Here is a 17,808-nt window from a genome sequence, read left to right on the forward strand (position 1 = left end):
ATTGGATGTTACAGGGTATAGTTGTCCAGCTCCTCCGCTTGCCAAAATAACCGCTTTTGCCTTAAAGTAAATCAGTGAAGAGTCTTTCAGATTCAGTCCGGTTGCTCCAATGACCCGGTCGTCATCGGTTACAAGAGAAGTAATCATTACTTCCTCAATGCATTCGACATCTCTTCTGATGATTTCTTCCTTGAGCGCATTTAGCAGTTCTGCACCTGTCCTGTCTCCCTGATAACATGTTCTTCTGAAGCTTTGACCTCCAAATGGCCTTTGGTCAATTTGACCTGATTCCTGCCTGTCAAATAGTGCCCCATAGTTTTCAAGGTCAACAAGTCTTTTTGGAGATTCGTTTACCAGTATTTCAACCAGCTTTTCATCGTTGAGGTAGCTTCCACCTTTCAGCGTGTCGTTAAAGTGAGCTTCGATTGAATCGTCTTTATCAACGGTTTTGAATACTGCATTGTATCCTCCTTCTGCCATTCCAGTACATCCGGACCTGAATGAAAGTCCTTTTGATACAATAATGGCTTTTAAGCCTGCATCATCAACTTCAATAGCTGCTCTTGAACCCGCTCCACCGGATCCGATTATAAGCACGTCTGTTTGGATAGTTTTTATTTCCATTTCAATAACCCTGTAAAATAGTTTATAATATTATTTTCTTTTTCATCGTTAAAAATATTTATTAATAACATTTTTGAAAATTAATATATATTCCTTAAGTTAAATTTCAAGTATTCATTTTATCATTTAATTAAATTAAAAATATAGTTAAGAATTTTAATAGTTATCGCATTGAAGTTATTATAGTTAGAGGTTATTTCATGAAAATTGATGGTGAGGTTACAACCGGTTTGGGAAAGGCGGCATATTTCCTATCACAGGAATTCTACACAAGGGAGTTTGAGAAAAATTTGGGATTCATTCCATATCCAGGAACACTGAACGTCATCGTCAGTGACAAGTATCTGGATGAAATCAGTGAAATCAAAAACAATTGTCAAAATCTCATAAAGCCGGATGAAGGCTTTGGTGCCGTCAAGTATATCAATGCCACACTGAATAATATTATTTATGGAGCTATTGTATTTCCTGCAAAAACGACTCATGATGAAAATTATCTTGAATTTATAGCGGAAAAAAGATTAAGGGATGAGTTGAACATTGATGATGGAGATATTGTAACTCTCGAATTTTAAAAAATTAAAAGGATGGTTTTTAAAATGGAAGTTAATGCAAAAATGATTATAAACATTATTATAGCGACTGTTATCGCTTTAATTTTAGGAATTTTGTTGGCATTTGCAACAAGCGGATGGTTTAGTTTTATTGTAGCTGTTTTGATTGCTGGAGCAATAATCGGATTTATTGCAGACAGCATCGACAATGCCCTTGTCGTCGGTGGTGTGGCCGGTCTTTTGGCATCTCTTCTTCAGGGAATTATAGCGCCATTAATTCTGGCTCCAGGTGTGGCAGCATTTTTCCCGATTTTGAATGCATTTTTAGGAATGATCGTTGCCGGAGCACTGGGTGCAGGCATCGTTGCATTGGTTAAAGATATTATGGGTTAATATCTTTCTTTCTTTTTTTTTACCAAAAAGTATTTTATACATAATGAATATATTTCTTAATACGTTCTCGGGGCGGGGTGGAATTCCCCACCGGTGGTGATTTTTAAAAGATAAGTCCACGAGCACAAGACGTGTTGATTTGGTGAGAATCCAAAACCGACGGTTACAGTCCGGATGGAAGAGAAGATAATAGTTATTTTTAGCCCTGGTTCTAGTAAATAAGGAGACATTACTATGAATCAAGAAACAAACTTAGATAAAGCTTTAGAAGCAATTAGAAATGGTGAATTTGTACTGGTTTTTGATGATGATGATAGGGAAGGGGAAGTCGACATGATTATTGCTTCCGAATTTGTAACCCCCAAATCAATTGCAACCATGAGAAATGATGCAGGCGGTTTAATCTGCAACTGTTTACATGCTGATTTTTGTGAAGCTATTCATTTACCGTTCATGGTGGACATAATGAAAGCCGCAACAGAAAAATATCCTGAACTTGCCAAACTTGCTCCAAATGACATTCCTTATGATGAAAGGTCATCATTTTCAGTTTGGGCAAACCACAGAAAATCATTTACAGGCGTTACAGACCATGACAGAGCAATGACCATTTCCGAAATGGCAATAATGATGAAGGAAGAAAGATTTGATGAGTTCGGTGCTACCTTCAGGTCACCTGGTCACGTATGTCTTTTGAGAGGAGCTGATGGCCTTGTCAAAAATCGTCAGGGACACACAGAAATCGGTCTTGCGTTGTGTGAACTTGCAGGAGTTACCCCTGTTTGCGTTGTATGTGAGATGATGGATGGTGAAACCGGACAGGCTACTTCAATTGCCGATGCCCGCAAATACGCCGAGAAAAACAATCTTGTATTGCTTCGGGGCGAAGATATAATTAATGAATATTTGAAAGAATAGCTAATTTCCATGATTAGCTATGTAATTTGCCATAAATTCCATAATTTGTTGGTATTTGTAGGAATTATAAATGCTGAATGAGACGTACTTTCCGTCTCTCATTTTAATTTCTAAACCGTTTTTCACTTCTTTTGACTTGTTTATGGCAGCAACTTTATCCCATGTAATCCTTAATGTTTTGCTTTTAAGCGCCTTTTCGATATGAATTCCGTCATTAAGGATTTTAACGATTTTAACTACGCGACGATTTTTGTCAGAAGCTATCTGAATATTGCCGTCCTCATCAAAGACGTAATCCGGTATCAGACAGTTTGCCTTCCAGCCCTGTTTCATCTTCTTTAGTACATGTGCCCTGTCCTTTTTTGTAAGCTTGACCCCGGTTTCGGGACTTAAGTTAAGTGCCATTTATATCACCCTGCTTTTTATTTCTTCAAATGAGTAAATTCTATCAAATTCGACTTCACGAGCCATGGTCAGTATGAGATCTATATCCAGGTTGTTTTCAACAAGTTCCATTGCATGTGAGGTGAACAGTTCATACCTTATCTCGACTTCCGGTATGAATCCGCGCATATCAGCAGACTTTAGCTTCGGAAGCTTTAGGACGTTTTCGACACCGGTATTGTTTTTGATATATGGCACCACATTGTCGAATATATCGTCATTGTAGACCTTGTTCAGCAGCATTGCCTCTACTGATACTCCGAATTTCTTGAGCATATTTGCATGGGATACCAAGTCGATTGCAGCCGATTCGATGCCGCCCTTATTGACTCCTGATGCAAGTATCATAGGAATGTTTGATGACATTGCAATTTCCGCTGCGGAATATGGAACCTTTTCATTTAAAAGACCGGTAAACACGCTCATGACGCCTTCAATAAGCACAATGTCATAGTCTGATGAATTGAGTGTAGCTATTGTAGATTCAATATCGGCCCAGCCGAGGTGTCCGATTTTTACGGATGCAAATTCCTCCATCTTTCCCTTGGTCAGGTATAATCCCGGTATGATGTCACGGACATCCGGGCCAACCTTTAGAAGTGCTACCTTATAACCTCTTCTTGTTAATGCGCCTGCAAGGCCTGTAAGTATGAATGTCTTGCCGCTGTCTGATCCGTTGCTTCCAATCATCAGATATTTCGGCCTTTTGTTCGGTGTGATTTCAGGTATTTCAATGCCGGTGTTTATTCCAACTTCACTTCTCAGGAACTTTTTGACTTTTCCGTTTCTATTGTAAATTTCATCGGTATCTGCAGCGTCTATTCGTTCCAGCAGGTTATCTACAAGAACCTGATTTTCATCCAATATGCCATGAATCATGGTGCCGATAACATTACCGTCATCGTTGCATGCACCTGAAAATATGTTGTAATCTCCCTTTTCATTTGTATCTCCATAATTCATCCTTTGAACTTTGGAGTAGAACAGCGGTTTTGCATCACCTTCAACCTTACCGTAAGTGTGGGTATGAAAGCCGTCAACATCTTCTTTTTGGTTTTTTACTAGAAATGAGTTGTTATAGACTTTTGCCTTTACCCTGTCACTTGTAATGAGTGGGGAGAAATTAACGTCAATTATTCCAAGGCCATCCTTAACGATTGGAACAGGGGATTTACGGCCGATATCAATCTGGTTTGACAGCAGCTGAAAACCTGCACAGATTCCAATTATCGGTTTGCCGTCTTTTGCCATCTTTTTTATTTCCCGGTTCAATGGCATGTTAATGTCATTTGATTCAATCAGTGTTCCGCCGGGAATAATTAATGCATCAAGTTCATCTGAAGCTTTATTACCATTAACCAATCCGTTTTCTTTAACTATATCGGTAGGCAAGTTTCCAAAATCTTCAAATCCAGGCACAGCACCATTTATGTAAGCAAGTCCAATTTTTGTCATAAAGATAACCTCTTCAGATTTCGTATTCGATTTTTAAAGATAGATTTCAAGTGTAAAAAATTCAATAAAAAAAATAGTTTATTGAGTGTTTTCGAAAACACTCATTGCTTTAATAATTTTTAAGTCATCCAATGGTTTAGCTTGAATCTGCAGACCGACAGGAATACCGTCAACTTCACCTGCAGGGATGCTTGCTGCCGGAATACCGGCCAAGTTTGCGATTACTGTTAATACATCGTAGGCATACATTTCCATAGGTTCCAATTCAGCTCCGATTTCGTGAGGAAGTTTAGGAACGGTAGGACCAACGATTAAATCAACGTTTTCAAGCATTGAGGTAATTTCACCTCTGATTACAGATCTCGCTTTTAGTGCCTGTTTGTAGTATTTTCCACTGAATTCGGCTTCTGCAATATGTGAACCTATTTTGATTCTTCTTAATACTTCGTCTCCACAGACTTCCTCGATTCTGTAACCGTAGTCTCTTCCATCGTATTTTCTTGTTGCGGAGAAGAATTCAACATAGTTAATCAGGTAATAGGTAGGTAAACATAAATCTATATAATCGAAACTAACTTCAACAAGCTCTGCTCCTGCATCAACCAGTTTTTGAATAGCCTTGTTGACGGTCTTGTTGATTTCGTCATCTGTCACGTCAATGAATTCTTTACACACAGCTATTTTCATGCCTTCAAGGGATTTGTCTTCAATTACATCAGTAAAATCTGGTTTTTCCCAGTTTAAGGTTGTGCATTCGGTTTCATCGTATTTTGCAATGGTATTTAGGGCTAGTGCGATTCCGCTTATGTCATTGGCCAATGGTCCGATTTGGTCAAGACTCATTGACAAATCAAGAAGACCCTGTCTTGAAACGGCACCGTAAGTCGGTTTAAATCCTAACACACCACAATGTGATGCAGGATTTCTGATGGATCCTCCGGTGTCTGAACCGATGGATATGTCACACATTTCTGCTGCAACGGCCGCTGCACATCCTCCACTTGATCCTCCAGGGATTCTGCCCATTGCCTTTGGGTTTTGGGTAGGTCCGTAGTAGGATGTTTCGGTTGAGCTTCCTGCTGCAAACTCATCCATATTTAAAATACCAATGATTATACCATCTTCAGCGAGAATTTCTTCAACTACAGTTGCGTTATAGCTTCCAATGTAATCTTCCAGGGTTTTGGAAGCTGCTGAGATGATTAAATCCTCTACATTAATGTTTGCTTTTATACCAAATACCAAACCAGCTAAAGCACCAACATCTTCACCATTAGCTATTTTTTCATCAATAGCTTCTGCTTGCTTTAATGCATTTTCATAGTTTAATTCAATGAATGCATTTATCTCTTCGTTATTTTCATCGATAACTTTAATGAAGCTTTCAACATTTTCTTTAGCTGTTATTTCTCCACTTTTTATGGAGTTTAACTTTTCAATAACGTTCATTAAAACACCTTAATAATCGTAAATTATAATACTATTATTATATTTTTCAAGGTTTATATAGTTGTTTTTTTGATGGGTATTTCAGCTAAGTATTTGGAATTCTTTCATTTGTATTTTGTCTAATCCAGTTAGGACCCATACTTGTGTAAATGTTTTTCATTGTCGCTTTTGTTTTTGAGGATAGCTTGTAATTGAGTTTAACAACCAGACCTATACCTGCAAATTTGCTTTTGAAGTATTTTAGGGATACCCAGCCTGTCGGGACTTTGCTGTCCCCACCAACATTATAGGCACCGTAGGAGTTGCTTACCAGGATTTTCTTTCCGTCATGACTTGCATCTATTACCGCCACATAGTGATTTGGAAGGAAAGCTATTAAAGCAGCTCCACCTTTTTTCACTTGATTCACGGCACTGTGGATTGAGTTTCTGTAGTAGTAATATGTCTTGAATTTGTTTTTCTCCAGGACATTTTTGACAACAGGGATGTTCACTCCGCTTGTTACATGCATTTTTATCTGGAAGTATTTTTCCGAATAGTAATTTCTAAGGGCCTGACTGCACATACTTGCGGATGTCGGACCGCATGTGTATCCTTTGTTTTGAACGTCACGGACTTCACCGTAGGTATATTCCTTTCCTTTAAGCGAAACGCTAACTGATTTTGGCCAATATTTGTACTGATTCTTTTTGACCATTTTTGTATTGATCACCCTTTCGATAACGTTCCATTTTTCACGCTTTATGATATGATAAACATTAGGGGACGCTTTTGTTTTAAAGAATGTGTATTTTGATAATTTGCCATATAAATACAAGGAATAACTGTCTCTTTTTAAGACTTCCTTATATTGTGATTTTTTGATTTTATATTTGCCGTTATTGTCTCCCATTACAAAATTTGCAGGCATCAAATCAATGTCTGGAACCCCATTGACCCTTGGTACAGCCTTTTCAAATGGATTTATTACATCTCCCTTTTCACATTTGATTCTTTTTGTGAGTTTATAGTTTCCATATGTAACGGTCACATCATATATGCCGCTTCCGACTTCGGGTTTTATGACAACAAAACCTTCTTCATTGGTTTTTTTGGTAAATACCTTATTTCCAATCCTTATTTCAATTGTCTTATGTGCTATATATTTCTTTTTTCCGCTTAGATAAATTCTAAGATAGCCGTTGGTAATCAATTTTTTGTTCCCGATTTTGATTGAAATTGTTTTGTCTATATAAAAATCAAGTGTTTTGGAAACTGAATGGAATTCGTCATCTCCGTGGAATTTAACGGTCATTGAGGAAGTCGGTTCGGATAGACTCACTTTTATTCCTACTTTTCCGTCTTCATCCGTTGTTTTGACATAGGTATTTCCATTGAATTCTATGCTTAGCTTTTTGTTTGCTATTCCATCACCATTCTTGTCGGTCAGATAGATGTAATAATTTTCACCTTTCCTTACAAAGTTTGAATGAGGTGTAATTTTTGCGTCTGATTTTTCGTTGCTTTTTGTATTTAAATCATCCGCATTATCTTTTGAAATTTCCGTATTATCGTTTGAAGATAATTCATTGTTATTTTCGCTGTATCCTAAAGCATCTTCATTTAAGGAATCATCACTCGGCATTGACACTTCTTCTTTGATGATATCTGTTGAATTGCTGTCGCTAGCTGATACAGCACCGATAGCTAAAAATAATAAGATGATTAAAATAAACACAAACTTTATTTTTTTTGTCATCACAGTTATTTTAATTAATAAAACCTTTTAAATGTTGTTGTTTTTGGATTTGATTATTTTTCCAATGGAAATAATTTATTTATTATTAATTTCATAATTTATTATATGAAAAAGGCTGTTGTATTTGACAATTCAGGAACATTGATAGAGAGGTACCCTGTCGTTAAGGATGTTGTTCATGGCAATATTTTTACAGACATCAATTCCCTGGAGATTATTGATGCAGCGGATTCTTTGGCATTGGTCGTGCTTCAATTCAACACCAATAAACTCTTGAAATTGGATCCAAATACATTGGTTTCCCAAGTCATTAAGGAATATGAAATAGATTTTGACGTGAGCTTTTCAAACCGTCAGGTATCCAAGGCTGAAGTCAAGGCAATTCTTGACGGCGAGACAACTACCACAGTTTCAGACATTACAGATGGATTTGACATTCTGCGTGAAAAGATTTCACATATGGAGCTGTGTAACGGTTCAGCCTTAATCGTTGATATGGATTTGGGCCAGATTGTTTATACCATTACTTCTGCGGGAAGATTTTTCCCTAAGGTCTTTGAAACTGTCGAAACGTTGAAGTCACGGGGCATTGAGATATTCATCGCATCAGGTGACAGAAAGGGTGCCATCAACAGGTTGGCCAATATGCTTGATGTTCCGGAAGACAATGCCTATGGAACCGTTTCCACTCGTGGAAAATGTGAAGTGGTATCCATTCTAAAGGAAGGCGGATATAAGGTTATGATGGTTGGTGATGGGCTTAATGACATTTTGGCATTTAAAAAAGCGGATGTAAGCGTCCTTACCATTGAACAGCAGGAAGAGGTATCCCCCAAAATGATGGATAAGACCGATTATGTAATTGAAGACATTTTTGAGGTTACAATGATTGATTTCTGACATTAATTTTTTTATAACTGTTAAGTTATAACTTATAACTTATAACTAATAACCGTCAAAAAAATTATAGGTTATCGATAACCTCTTTGCTTTTGAGGACATTGTCAAAGTTATTAAGCTCAATTATTGCAGTATCAATTTTTTTAAGCAAATTCAAGTCTAGGGTACCTTCACCTAAGGCAATGTGCTGATCTTTAACTCCGTCATTGTCATTCAAATGGCAGTAGCTTATGTTTTTTAAAGACAACATATCTTCAAGGTTTCCGCAGGTATTTCCATGGCCCGTATCGATTGTCAGACTGCATCCGGTTGCTTCCTGTATCATTTCGATTTCTTCAACAGTATTTCCCAGAAACTTTCCTCGAACCGGCATGTTTTCAACGGAAACTTCAACGTTTGTGTTATCTATGATTTCTCCAACGCTTTCAATAGCTATTTCCAATGCCCATTTTCTTAAATGTGGTTCATTCCTACCAATAATTCCCGGATGAACAGTTATTGTATTTGCATTAATGCTTTCTGCATATTGTCCGCATTGAATCATTTGTTTTACACTTTCAGCTCTAATTCCCTTGTTTAAACTTGCTATGTTGATGTCTACAGTTGCTGCATGAATTCTCATGTCAAGGCCACAGTCCTTGAATTCGCATTTGTCTTTTTCAAAAAACGGATCCTCGCCGAGAATTTCAATTATTTCAAATTCATGTTTTTTAGCTAAATCGATGATGTCATTGTTTGGTTGCATGAATAAAGCCAGTGTTGTAAAACCTAGTTTCATATTGTTTATGTTTATTTTTCGTTAATGATAAACATTATCAAAATTTCTTTGAATGATTAACCTTATTAACTTTCATTTTTAAAGTTTTAACTAGTGATACGATGCAAGATATGGAAACCCTAAAAAAGGAAAATATGAACTTGGCCGACAAGATTTATATTTTCGATACAACATTAAGAGACGGTGAACAGACACCAGGCGTTGCCTTGACAGTTGATGAGAAAATCCAGATTGCCCAAAAGCTCAATAATCTTGGCGTAGATAAGATTGAAGTTGGCTTTCCGGCTTCTTCTAAGGGAGAAATAGAATCTGCTAAAAAAATAAAACAGTTGAATTTGGATTCTACTCTGGTCGGTCTTTCAAGGTCTCTTAAAAGCGACATTGATGCTATTATCGACGCTGATTTGGAATATGTCCATACATTTATAGGTACTTCTCCTTTGCATCGTGATTATAAACTGAAGATGTCCAAATCACAAATCATTGATAAGGCTTCACAGTCAGTGGAGTACGCTAAGGATCATGGTTTGACCGTAGAGTTTTCAGCTGAGGATGCAACAAGGACAGAAAGGGATTTCCTATTTGAAATATTTGAGGAAGTTGTCGATGCAGGCGCTGACTTTTTGGATGTTCCCGATACCGTCGGGGTCCTGACTCCGATTTTGACTCATGAATTGATAACTGATATAAAAAGCAACTTCAAAACTCCCGTCAGTGTACATTTCCACAATGATTTTGGCCTTGCAACAGCCAACACATTAACAGCTATTGAATGTGGCGCCAATCAGGCTCACGTTACCGTCAACGGTTTGGGTGAGAGAACAGGTAACTGTTCTTTGGAGGAGTTGGTGATGACTCTAAAGGCTTCATATGGCATTGATTTGGGACTTGACACTACCCGTCTGTACAGTCTGTCCAATTTGGTAGGTCGTTTGACTGGGGTTAAAATGCCTGTTAACAAGCCTATTGTAGGCGCTAACGCATTTGCCCACGAATCCGGAATTCATGTTCATGGAATTTTAAATAACGCTTCCACCTATGAGCCGATTTCACCTGAAATGGTTGGACATTCCAGAAAAATAGTTTTAGGCAAACATACAGGTGCCAATGCACTAAAATCAAAACTTAAGGAATATCACATCGATTTGAATGAACAGCAGTTCTGTAAGGTTTTCGATGAAATCAAATCCTTGGGCGACAGCGGAAAATGTGTTACAGATGACGATTTGGTTGCTATTGCTATAACCGAACTGGGATCTGCTCGTGAAACTCCGATTGTTATTAAAGGATTGAGCATTTCAATGGGGGCAAGCGTTTCTCCTACCGCTACCGTTAAGCTAGAAATTGATGGTGTTGAAAAGGAAACCGCTCATACCGGTGTCGGTCCTGTCGATGCAGCTTTGAATGCAGTTCGTGAACTGGTTCAGGATACGATGGATATTGAGCTTGAAGAATATAATATTGAAGCCGTAAGCGGCGGTACCGATGCGCTGGCTGAGGTTTTTGTTATAACTTCAGACTCCCAAGGCAACAAGTCCACCGGCAGGTCAACAAATCAGGACATTGTCATGGCAAGTATTCTTGCGGTGCTTGATTCTATGAATAAGTTGTTGTTGATTAGAAGGGCATGATATTTGATTTTTTGATAAATATTCATTTTTTCTTTTTTTTTTAAAAGTTATTTTTTGATTAATTTTTAATTTTAATCGATCATTTATGATTAATATAAGAATTTTAATTAATAATTTTTGGAGATATATTCATTTTTTTTAATTAGATTATATCATTTTTTATAAATATTTATATTGTTTATAATTTTATATATTATTTATTAAATTTTTCATATATTTTTTATATTTTTTGTTTATTGTTTAAAAAAAATTTAATTATTTTTGAAAACTTTTATATACCTAATCGACAAAAGTTTAATATGGTGATATAAATATGGAAAACAATGTAATTTTTGTAGGTAGCAAACCTGTCATGAATTATGTTTTAGCTGTGGTTACCCAGTTTAATGAGGGTTCAGATGCTGTCCTTTTGAGAGCTAGAGGAAAAGCCATCAGCCGTGCAGTCGATACTGCTGAAATAGTAAGAAATAGGTTTGTTCCTGAGGCAGATGTAAAAGATATTCAAATTTCAACAGAAGAGATTGAAAACTTTAATAATGAAAAAACTAATGTCTCTATCATTGAAATTTTAATCGAAAAGGATTAATTATTCCTTTTTTAAAATTTTTTTAATATATTTCTTTCGAACAGATATTTGGAAAGCAAAATATTTGAAGTCCCTTTTCCATGGGCTTCAATATCACTATTTTTTATAGCTTTTAAAACACTGTCAATGTCTTTTTCACAGTCAATCAGACTATAACAGTCTCCAACAAATTTCCAGTAATGTGCATCGCTTGCACCCAATGTTGGGATGTTTTCGGCTTTTGCCAGTTTTTTTGCTTTATTGTTGCAGTATCCAACTACGAATCTGGCATTTTTTGTCTCGATTGCATCGATTTTGAGATCCTTATGGTCACTTTTGCATAAAAGTCCATGGCGGTAAAAGCAATATGGATGTGGGATTATTGCAAGACCCCCCAAATCATGAATTCTGTCGATTGTATCTTGTGGTGTTAGGTCTCGAGGTATCATTTCCTCACACCCAAAACCAAGAATATGGCCATGTGATGAAGAAATCTCTATGGATGGAATAGCCAGTATATCTGTATTCCTAGTTTTTTTCATAACTTCACTTGTTCCATCAACCGTATTGTGGTCGCTGATTGCAATGATGTCAATGTTTCTTTCCTGTGCCCTTTTTAAAATGTCATCGATTTTTGATTCCGAGTCCGGAGAGTATTCGCTGTGAATATGTGAATCCATCTTGAGCATTTTACCTACCTTGTATTGTCTTGATTAGTCCCACTGTTCCTGTCATCATAACGTCTCCTCCAGGAGCGGCATGATGCCAGTCAAGGTTTGTCTTTTCAATCAGCTCTCTTTTAGGTCCGCTTACTATGACTTTCTCTATTTTTGATATTGGATTTAGGACATGTGCCCCATGCCCATGGTCGTTGTATACTTCCTCATTGGTAATTACTCCCTCTGCCAGGCGTTTCATATATCTTTCCAGAGATTCGCCGGTCAGGCTTGATGTATGGTGTTCAAATACTCCCTGGATTTTCCCGTCTTCAATTGATGCTGCTGTTGTATGTCCGTTACCAATGTCGATTACAATAAAACTGTTTAGTTTTTCAGCTATTTCATCAAAGCACATTCCGGCTATTGATGCAAACTTGGTGTCCATCACTAAAGGTGTTTCCTCTATTCCTTCATTTTCCAATATTCTTCTTACTGCCTGCATTCTTGTGTAGTATTCGGGAAGGTCTTCTTTAAATCCGAATTCAAGAGGGGAAATCGGCTGTGATATTTTCTGTCTTATTTTCTCAAATCTGAAATCCCTGTCGCCCATGTTTTCATTGTAGCCATGATCTTGAACCGCTATTGCAATTCCATCGAAGTCAAACTCCAAATCGTAGCCGAGCAGAAACTCTGAGAGTTTTGTGATGTTTATGTCGCCCATAATGATTTTGGAATAGTCTGCGTATTTTTCCATATTGTCATCTATTTTTATTCCGATTGACTTTACCTGATCGAGATTGTCACGGATCGTTTTTGCGCATGTGGAATTCATCACGACCTCATATCCCTTGTCCATATGTTCCAGAATGCTTTTTTTGATTTTTCCTCCGCCCATTATTTCTCCTGTAAAATAAATGTCGTTTTCGATTTCCCTTATCTGCTGTGAGATATAAAGGTGTGGGGAAGGCAGAACCAGTTTTATTGAATTTTCCAGTTCCTTTTCAGTATCATATATCATTATGTCCTGGGTTCCAGTTCCAACATCAATAGCTAAAATTCTCATGATTTAAAATTGTCTCTTATAATATTAATATTTAAACTGTACATTTTTGTACAACAAAGTTTTATATAGTACATTCATGTAATTATTATTATGGATTACAAAATAACTTTAAACTCAAATGAAGTGCCTAAAGAATGGTACAATATTAATGCTGATTTACCTTGCGAACTCCCAATGCCTCAAAACAGTGAAGGAAAAGACCAAATCGCTTCACTTCAAAAAGCATTCACCAAAGCAGGTTTAGAACAGGAATTTTCACAGGAACGCTATATTAAGATTCCAAAGGAAGTAAGAAAATTATATATGCAAATGGGAAGACCTTCTCCTTTGTTTAGGGCTACTAGACTGGAAGAATATCTCAATACCCCTGCAAAAATTTATTACAAACGTGAAGACACTTCACCTACGGGATCCCATAAGTTAAACTCTGCAATACCTCAAGCATACTTTGCTAAAAAGGAAGGTGTTGAAAGATTAACTACCGAAACCGGTGCAGGGCAATGGGGTACAGCACTTTCTCTTGCATGTAACTTATTGGACCTTGAATGTACTGTCTATATGGTAAAGGTTTCATTCAACCAAAAGCCTGACAGAAAAAACATCATGAACATCTACAACGGTAACGTTTATGCTTCCCCAAGTGAAAATACCAAAGTCGGTCGTCAGATCTTGGCAGATAATCCAGACCACCCAGGTTCTCTTGGTGTAGCTATTTCCGAAGCTATGGAAGAGGCTTTGGAAAACGATGAGGTAAAATACACTTTGGGCAGTGTATTGAACCATGTCATGTTACATCAGTCCATTATTGGTCAAGAGCTTAAAAAGCAATTGGAAATTGCTGAAGAAACTCCTGATGTAATGATTGCCTGTGCAGGTGGTGGAAGTAATTTTGCTGGATCTCTATTCCCATTCATTAAGGATAAAATCGATGGAAAATCCGATACTCAATTTATTGCAGTAGAACCTAGCGCATGTCCAACTTTAACTGAAGGAAGTTATGAATATGACTTTGGAGACGTAAACGGTTTTACCCCAATGCTTAAAATGTTTACCTTAGGTCATGACTTTGTCGCTCCTTCCGTTCATGCAGGAGGTTTAAGATACCACGGTATGTCACCTCAAGTATCTTTATTGACTAAAGTAGGTTACATTGAACCTAGATCCGCTCATCAAAGAGATGTATTTGAAGCAGGAATTACCTTTGCCCGTAATGAAGGTGTGCTTCCAGCTCCTGAAACAACTCACGCTGTTAAAGTTGCAATTGATGAAGCATTGAAATGCAAACAAACTGGAGAGGAAAAAACCATTGTATTGAACTTCTCTGGTCATGGAATGTTAGATTTAAAAGGATATGCTAGCTACTTTGAAGGTACTATGCCTAACGCTAAATAATCCTTCTTTATTTTTTTTATAATTTTTTAGTTATAAGTTATAACTTATCCTTTGTTATAAGTTATAAGTGCTAATGAATAACTAATAACTTATTTGTGAAAACAAATACTTTATAAGAGAGAAGTTATAAAATATAACTTATTTGTTAAAAGTTAGTTATGATAAGTTATTTCTTAAAACTTATTTTTTATAATTTAGAAGTTTTAACTTAAAACTTATTTCCTATCCCTTAGAAGTTAAAACTGATAACTTATTTCCTTTAAGTTTTAATTTAAAAGGAATAACTTAATCCTTTTAACTTATACTGGATAACTTAATTGTTATTCTTTAAAACCTGAAAACTTTTAAGTTATAATTCATAACTGGTAACTTAAAACTTACTAGAAATAGGAGAATTCTTTAATGAGTGAAGTAATTGCGGTGATGAATCAAAAAGGGGGTTGTGGCAAGACAACAACTGTTGTTAATACTGCAACATCTCTAGCGGTAATGGGAAAATCTGTTTTGGTTGTGGATATGGATCCTCAGGCCAATGCTACTACAAGCTTTGGCATTGATAAGACCAAAATAGAAAATACAATATACGATGCTATCATTGGGGATATAAATGTAAAAAAAGCAACAATTCCTACGTTTATTAAAAATTTGTTTATTATCCCAAGTAATATATCCCTCAGTGGCGCTGGTATGGAGCTTTCTAAAAAAGAAAATTATCATATTATCTTAAAAGAAACCCTTAAGGATGTTGTACCATTATTCGATTATATATTCATAGATTTACCACCTTCTTTGGGAGTCATAACAGTCAATGCATTAGTAGCTTCAGATAGCGTTCTAATACCTATCCAAGCTGAGTATTATGCTCTTGAAGGAGTTGCAGATTTAATCAATACAATTAAATTGGTTGAGAAAAGACTCAGAAGCCCTACTCCAATCAAAGGAATTCTCCTCACTCTATTTGATAAGAGAACTAGATTGAGTAAGGATGTTTATAAGGAACTCAAAAATTATTTTGGAGACACCAATTTGCTTTTTAAAACCATCATTCCAAGAAATATCAGATTAGCTGAAGCTCCTAGTTTCGGCCAGCCATGTCTGGTTTACGATCCGGACAGTACAGGTACAAAAGCCTACCTTAAGTTAGCTAAAGAGATCATTCAAAGAGATGGGGATGGTGCTTAATGGCTAGGAAAGGTCTTGGAAAAGGATTGGATTCATTATTCCCTGATATTTTAAATGAAGATTTTGACAGTAATTCAGCTCAATCTCTTGAAGATATGCTAAAAGATGAAGAGACTGTTGAAGAGGTTGTTGAAGATATTGAATCAAAAGAGGAAGAGATTTCTCAAGACGTAGAGGAAGAAGATGATTCAGAAGATGATGAAAGTACCGATAAAGATAGTGAAATCCAGGAGGAAGTTGAAGTGGATGATGGCTCATCCGAAGACTTATCTGGCAGTGAAGGTAGTGAAGAAAGCGTACAGACATCACCTGAAATCCAAGTCCAAAAGGAACATGTAGATGATGTTAAAAAAATTGTTGATAAAAATCCAAGAATAACCCTTTGGTCTTCAAGATCATCTGCTGTTTTAAGATATTTGAGAAAAACCGAACCTGAATTCAGTATCTCAAAGGAAGCATCCATCTTAATTGAAGAGGCTGTTTCTAAAAAATATCCTGAGATTTGGGAATTATTTAAAGATTTATAATCTAACTTTTTTTAATTATATTATTGATTTTTCAGTATATTCAATAATCTATTTTTCACTTGAAATTATACTCAGTAGATTTTTAAAAAATCTATTTGTTATTAATTTTTTCTATTATCTAAATTAATTTTTTAATCAATTATTTGAAAATCAGTTTGTTTTATTTTAATATTAAAGCTTTAATATTTCTATAAATTAAAGGTGGTTTGATATTCACCACTTATTTTTATATATGGTTCGGCTCTATCCACTATAACTCCCAAATTCCTAAGCTGTTCTTTATTCGTGAATGGTGATTTTTTTCGAATAGAAATTATTCGTTTCCCGGATTTTATACCAATACCTGGAACCCGTATCAGCTCGTTTAGGGGGGCAATGTTTATTTCTACAGGGAAGATATCCATATTTTTTGCAGCTAAAATTTTTGGATCCTCTGTTAATATTAGATTATCGTCATTGTCAAATACCAGTTCCTTAACATTATAGTGATATTCATTGACCAGACTGTCAGCATGGTATAGTTTTGCAGTCCTGTCAGTTGAACATGCATCCCTGTTGGCAAGTTCTGTTTCTTGAATTGGTGTAAATGCTGAAAAATATGTTCTTTTCAAATCTGAATTTTTGTATATTTTTTCCATTCTACTAAGTATTTCCTTGTCACTTTCATTGTTTGCACCGACAATCAGTTGGGTGGTATGAGTAGAATTTGGATATGTTGTGCTTTTGTGCTGAAATCTATTAATCCAAGACAATCTTTTCAATATATCTTTATTGTAGTCTTTAGTGGATGACAGCTCGGCAAGTCCTGAGGGGGTGGCGGCTTCAATATTTATGCTGACCCTGTTTGCTAGCGCCAGAGCCCTTTTTATTGAATCCTTGCTTGCACCTGGCACTACTTTCAGATGAATGTAGTCATCATATCCGTATTTGTTTCTCAAAAGATGGACAGTTTCTATCTGTTTTTCCATGGTAGATTCTACATCACCTGAAATTCCGGAACTTAAAAACAATCCATTGACAAGCCCCTTACCGTAATATCCAAGAAATGCCTTTGCAAGTTCTTCCGGAGCAAGTTCAAGTCTTGTAAAGTTTCTTTTTGATTGGTTGATACAATACTTGCAGTCATTTTTGCATTTGTTTGTAAGAAGTGTTTTAAAAAGTGGAATTTTACATCCGTTATGGCCGGTTGCCTCATATATTCCTGGAAGGTTGATTTGTGATGATTTGTTGTGGCTGACATAGTCACATAGGTCATACTGTGCGGAATCTGTTAAGATTTTCATCGTTTCTAAATTCGCCATATTCATATAATATGTTTTTATATTTATTATCTTTTTTCAAAATTTTCTCTACAATATATTTTTCTTGATGTTTTCCAATATTTTTATTATAACTCACGTTATTTTTGAACAATATTTAATTAACTTTGTTATATTTTGATATCTTCAAGTTATTGTAACTTATAAACAACTGTAAAATTTATTATCAAATATATTTACAGTTTAATAAATTATTAAATTTTATTTATTAAACTGT

General features: G+C 36.1%; 18 protein-coding genes and 1 riboswitch. Of the genes, 9 read left to right on the forward strand and 9 right to left on the reverse strand.

From position 1 onward, the window contains the following. The coding region (locus ACJMLO_RS05080) for an FAD-binding protein (protein ID WP_405294555.1) at window positions 1-624 on the reverse strand (624 nt) is incomplete at its 3' end. 200 nt (window positions 625-824) lie between these two features. Here ACJMLO_RS05080 and ACJMLO_RS05085 point away from each other — a divergent pair. The 3 genes from ACJMLO_RS05085 (at window position 825) to ribB (ending at window position 2,489) form a co-directional block, all read left to right on the forward strand. Next, window positions 825-1,199, forward strand: a complete 375-nt coding sequence (locus ACJMLO_RS05085) for a DUF120 domain-containing protein (RefSeq protein ID WP_405294557.1) — start codon at window positions 825-827, stop codon at window positions 1,197-1,199. Between the two features lie 24 nt (window positions 1,200-1,223). Beyond that, a complete protein-coding gene (locus ACJMLO_RS05090; protein WP_405294559.1) occupies window positions 1,224-1,571 on the forward strand; it encodes a hypothetical protein in 348 nt (115 codons plus the stop codon). Window positions 1,572-1,630: 59 nt separating this feature from the next. Further along, window positions 1,631-1,761, forward strand: a riboswitch (FMN riboswitch). 44 nt (window positions 1,762-1,805) lie between these two features. Beyond that, window positions 1,806-2,489: a 3,4-dihydroxy-2-butanone-4-phosphate synthase gene (gene ribB, locus ACJMLO_RS05095; RefSeq protein ID WP_405294561.1), complete on the forward strand. Its 684-nt coding sequence runs from the start codon at window positions 1,806-1,808 to the stop codon at window positions 2,487-2,489. Here the strand turns inward: ribB and ACJMLO_RS05100 are convergent, their stop codons facing one another. The 4 genes from ACJMLO_RS05100 to ACJMLO_RS05115 all read right to left on the reverse strand — a co-directional run bounded on the left by ACJMLO_RS05100 (window position 2,490) and on the right by ACJMLO_RS05115 (window position 7,575). Next, entirely contained in the window at window positions 2,490-2,894 is a 405-nt protein-coding gene (locus tag ACJMLO_RS05100) for a hypothetical protein (RefSeq protein ID WP_405294563.1), read from the reverse strand. It abuts the gene before it with no gap. Beyond that, window positions 2,895-4,388, reverse strand: a complete 1,494-nt coding sequence (locus tag ACJMLO_RS05105; RefSeq protein WP_405294565.1) for a DJ-1/PfpI family protein — start codon at window positions 4,386-4,388, stop codon at window positions 2,895-2,897. Between the two features lie 78 nt (window positions 4,389-4,466). Continuing rightward, entirely contained in the window at window positions 4,467-5,837 is a 1,371-nt protein-coding gene (gene gatA / locus ACJMLO_RS05110) for an Asp-tRNA(Asn)/Glu-tRNA(Gln) amidotransferase subunit GatA (RefSeq protein WP_405294567.1), read from the reverse strand. Window positions 5,838-5,922: 85 nt separating this feature from the next. Continuing rightward, window positions 5,923-7,575 carry a hypothetical protein gene (locus tag ACJMLO_RS05115; protein ID WP_405294569.1) on the reverse strand — a complete coding sequence of 551 codons (1,653 nt, stop codon included), beginning with the start codon at window positions 7,573-7,575 and terminating at the stop codon, window positions 5,923-5,925. A gap of 105 nt (window positions 7,576-7,680) precedes the next feature. Between ACJMLO_RS05115 and ACJMLO_RS05120 the strand changes: the two genes are divergently transcribed. Continuing rightward, on the forward strand, window positions 7,681-8,475 hold the full coding sequence (locus tag ACJMLO_RS05120; protein ID WP_405294571.1) for an HAD family hydrolase: 795 nt from the start codon (window positions 7,681-7,683) through the stop codon (window positions 8,473-8,475). 64 nt (window positions 8,476-8,539) lie between these two features. Here the strand turns inward: ACJMLO_RS05120 and ACJMLO_RS05125 are convergent, their stop codons facing one another. After that, window positions 8,540-9,253 carry a sugar phosphate isomerase/epimerase family protein gene (locus ACJMLO_RS05125; protein ID WP_405294573.1) on the reverse strand — a complete coding sequence of 238 codons (714 nt, stop codon included), beginning with the start codon at window positions 9,251-9,253 and terminating at the stop codon, window positions 8,540-8,542. A 101-nt stretch (window positions 9,254-9,354) separates the two neighbouring features. Between ACJMLO_RS05125 and ACJMLO_RS05130 the strand changes: the two genes are divergently transcribed. Both ACJMLO_RS05130 and albA read left to right on the forward strand, forming a co-directional pair. Then, window positions 9,355-10,884, forward strand: a complete 1,530-nt coding sequence (locus tag ACJMLO_RS05130) for a 2-isopropylmalate synthase (protein WP_405294575.1) — start codon at window positions 9,355-9,357, stop codon at window positions 10,882-10,884. Window positions 10,885-11,197: 313 nt separating this feature from the next. After that, a complete protein-coding gene (albA, locus tag ACJMLO_RS05135) occupies window positions 11,198-11,470 on the forward strand; it encodes a DNA-binding protein Alba (RefSeq protein ID WP_405294577.1) in 273 nt (90 codons plus the stop codon). Window positions 11,471-11,481: 11 nt separating this feature from the next. Here albA and ACJMLO_RS05140 read toward each other — a convergent pair whose 3' ends face one another. Next, window positions 11,482-12,138 carry a PHP domain-containing protein gene (locus ACJMLO_RS05140; RefSeq protein WP_405294579.1) on the reverse strand — a complete coding sequence of 219 codons (657 nt, stop codon included), beginning with the start codon at window positions 12,136-12,138 and terminating at the stop codon, window positions 11,482-11,484. Between the two features lies 1 nt (window position 12,139). Continuing rightward, on the reverse strand, window positions 12,140-13,171 hold the full coding sequence (locus ACJMLO_RS05145; RefSeq protein ID WP_405294581.1) for a DUF1786 domain-containing protein: 1,032 nt from the start codon (window positions 13,169-13,171) through the stop codon (window positions 12,140-12,142). Between the two features lie 90 nt (window positions 13,172-13,261). On the opposite strand from ACJMLO_RS05145, the gene ACJMLO_RS05150 reads away from it, so the two are divergent. The 3 genes from ACJMLO_RS05150 to ACJMLO_RS05160 all read left to right on the forward strand — a co-directional run bounded on the left by ACJMLO_RS05150 (window position 13,262) and on the right by ACJMLO_RS05160 (window position 16,272). Next, entirely contained in the window at window positions 13,262-14,563 is a 1,302-nt protein-coding gene (locus ACJMLO_RS05150) for a TrpB-like pyridoxal phosphate-dependent enzyme (protein ID WP_405294583.1), read from the forward strand. A gap of 402 nt (window positions 14,564-14,965) precedes the next feature. Further along, window positions 14,966-15,745, forward strand: coding sequence for a ParA family protein (locus ACJMLO_RS05155; protein WP_405294585.1), 780 nt, complete (start codon window positions 14,966-14,968; stop codon window positions 15,743-15,745). Then, a complete protein-coding gene (locus ACJMLO_RS05160; RefSeq protein ID WP_405294587.1) occupies window positions 15,745-16,272 on the forward strand; it encodes an AAA family ATPase in 528 nt (175 codons plus the stop codon). Before ACJMLO_RS05155 ends, ACJMLO_RS05160 begins: the two co-directional genes overlap by 1 nt. Window positions 16,273-16,460: 188 nt before the next feature. On the opposite strand, the gene ACJMLO_RS05165 is transcribed toward ACJMLO_RS05160, so the two are convergent. After that, window positions 16,461-17,573, reverse strand: coding sequence for a radical SAM protein (locus tag ACJMLO_RS05165; RefSeq protein ID WP_405294589.1), 1,113 nt, complete (start codon window positions 17,571-17,573; stop codon window positions 16,461-16,463). Window positions 17,574-17,808 lie beyond the last annotated feature (235 nt).

Origin of the sequence: Methanobrevibacter sp. (assembly GCF_045120835.1) — an archaeon.
Lineage (GTDB): Archaea > Methanobacteriota > Methanobacteria > Methanobacteriales > Methanobacteriaceae > Methanocatella.

What these genes read in the sequence shown, in the direction of transcription:
- ACJMLO_RS05085 (WP_405294557.1), top strand. Translation starts at nt 825, where the DNA reads ATGAAAATTGATGGTGAGGTTACAACCGGTTTGGGAAAGGCGGCATAT.
- ACJMLO_RS05125 (WP_405294573.1), bottom strand. Translation starts at nt 9,253, where the DNA reads ATGAAACTAGGTTTTACAACACTGGCTTTATTCATGCAACCAAACAAT.
- ACJMLO_RS05155 (WP_405294585.1), top strand. Translation starts at nt 14,966, where the DNA reads ATGAGTGAAGTAATTGCGGTGATGAATCAAAAAGGGGGTTGTGGCAAG.
- ACJMLO_RS05105 (WP_405294565.1), bottom strand. Translation starts at nt 4,388, where the DNA reads ATGACAAAAATTGGACTTGCTTACATAAATGGTGCTGTGCCTGGATTT.
- gatA (WP_405294567.1), bottom strand. Translation starts at nt 5,837, where the DNA reads ATGAACGTTATTGAAAAGTTAAACTCCATAAAAAGTGGAGAAATAACA.
- ACJMLO_RS05090 (WP_405294559.1), top strand. Translation starts at nt 1,224, where the DNA reads ATGGAAGTTAATGCAAAAATGATTATAAACATTATTATAGCGACTGTT.
- ACJMLO_RS05130 (WP_405294575.1), top strand. Translation starts at nt 9,355, where the DNA reads ATGCAAGATATGGAAACCCTAAAAAAGGAAAATATGAACTTGGCCGAC.
- ACJMLO_RS05145 (WP_405294581.1), bottom strand. Translation starts at nt 13,171, where the DNA reads ATGAGAATTTTAGCTATTGATGTTGGAACTGGAACCCAGGACATAATG.
- albA (WP_405294577.1), top strand. Translation starts at nt 11,198, where the DNA reads ATGGAAAACAATGTAATTTTTGTAGGTAGCAAACCTGTCATGAATTAT.
- ribB (WP_405294561.1), top strand. Translation starts at nt 1,806, where the DNA reads ATGAATCAAGAAACAAACTTAGATAAAGCTTTAGAAGCAATTAGAAAT.
- ACJMLO_RS05160 (WP_405294587.1), top strand. Translation starts at nt 15,745, where the DNA reads ATGGCTAGGAAAGGTCTTGGAAAAGGATTGGATTCATTATTCCCTGAT.
- ACJMLO_RS05115 (WP_405294569.1), bottom strand. Translation starts at nt 7,575, where the DNA reads ATGACAAAAAAAATAAAGTTTGTGTTTATTTTAATCATCTTATTATTT.
- ACJMLO_RS05165 (WP_405294589.1), bottom strand. Translation starts at nt 17,573, where the DNA reads ATGGCGAATTTAGAAACGATGAAAATCTTAACAGATTCCGCACAGTAT.
- ACJMLO_RS05150 (WP_405294583.1), top strand. Translation starts at nt 13,262, where the DNA reads ATGGATTACAAAATAACTTTAAACTCAAATGAAGTGCCTAAAGAATGG.
- ACJMLO_RS05100 (WP_405294563.1), bottom strand. Translation starts at nt 2,894, where the DNA reads ATGGCACTTAACTTAAGTCCCGAAACCGGGGTCAAGCTTACAAAAAAG.
- ACJMLO_RS05120 (WP_405294571.1), top strand. Translation starts at nt 7,681, where the DNA reads ATGAAAAAGGCTGTTGTATTTGACAATTCAGGAACATTGATAGAGAGG.
- ACJMLO_RS05140 (WP_405294579.1), bottom strand. Translation starts at nt 12,138, where the DNA reads ATGCTCAAGATGGATTCACATATTCACAGCGAATACTCTCCGGACTCG.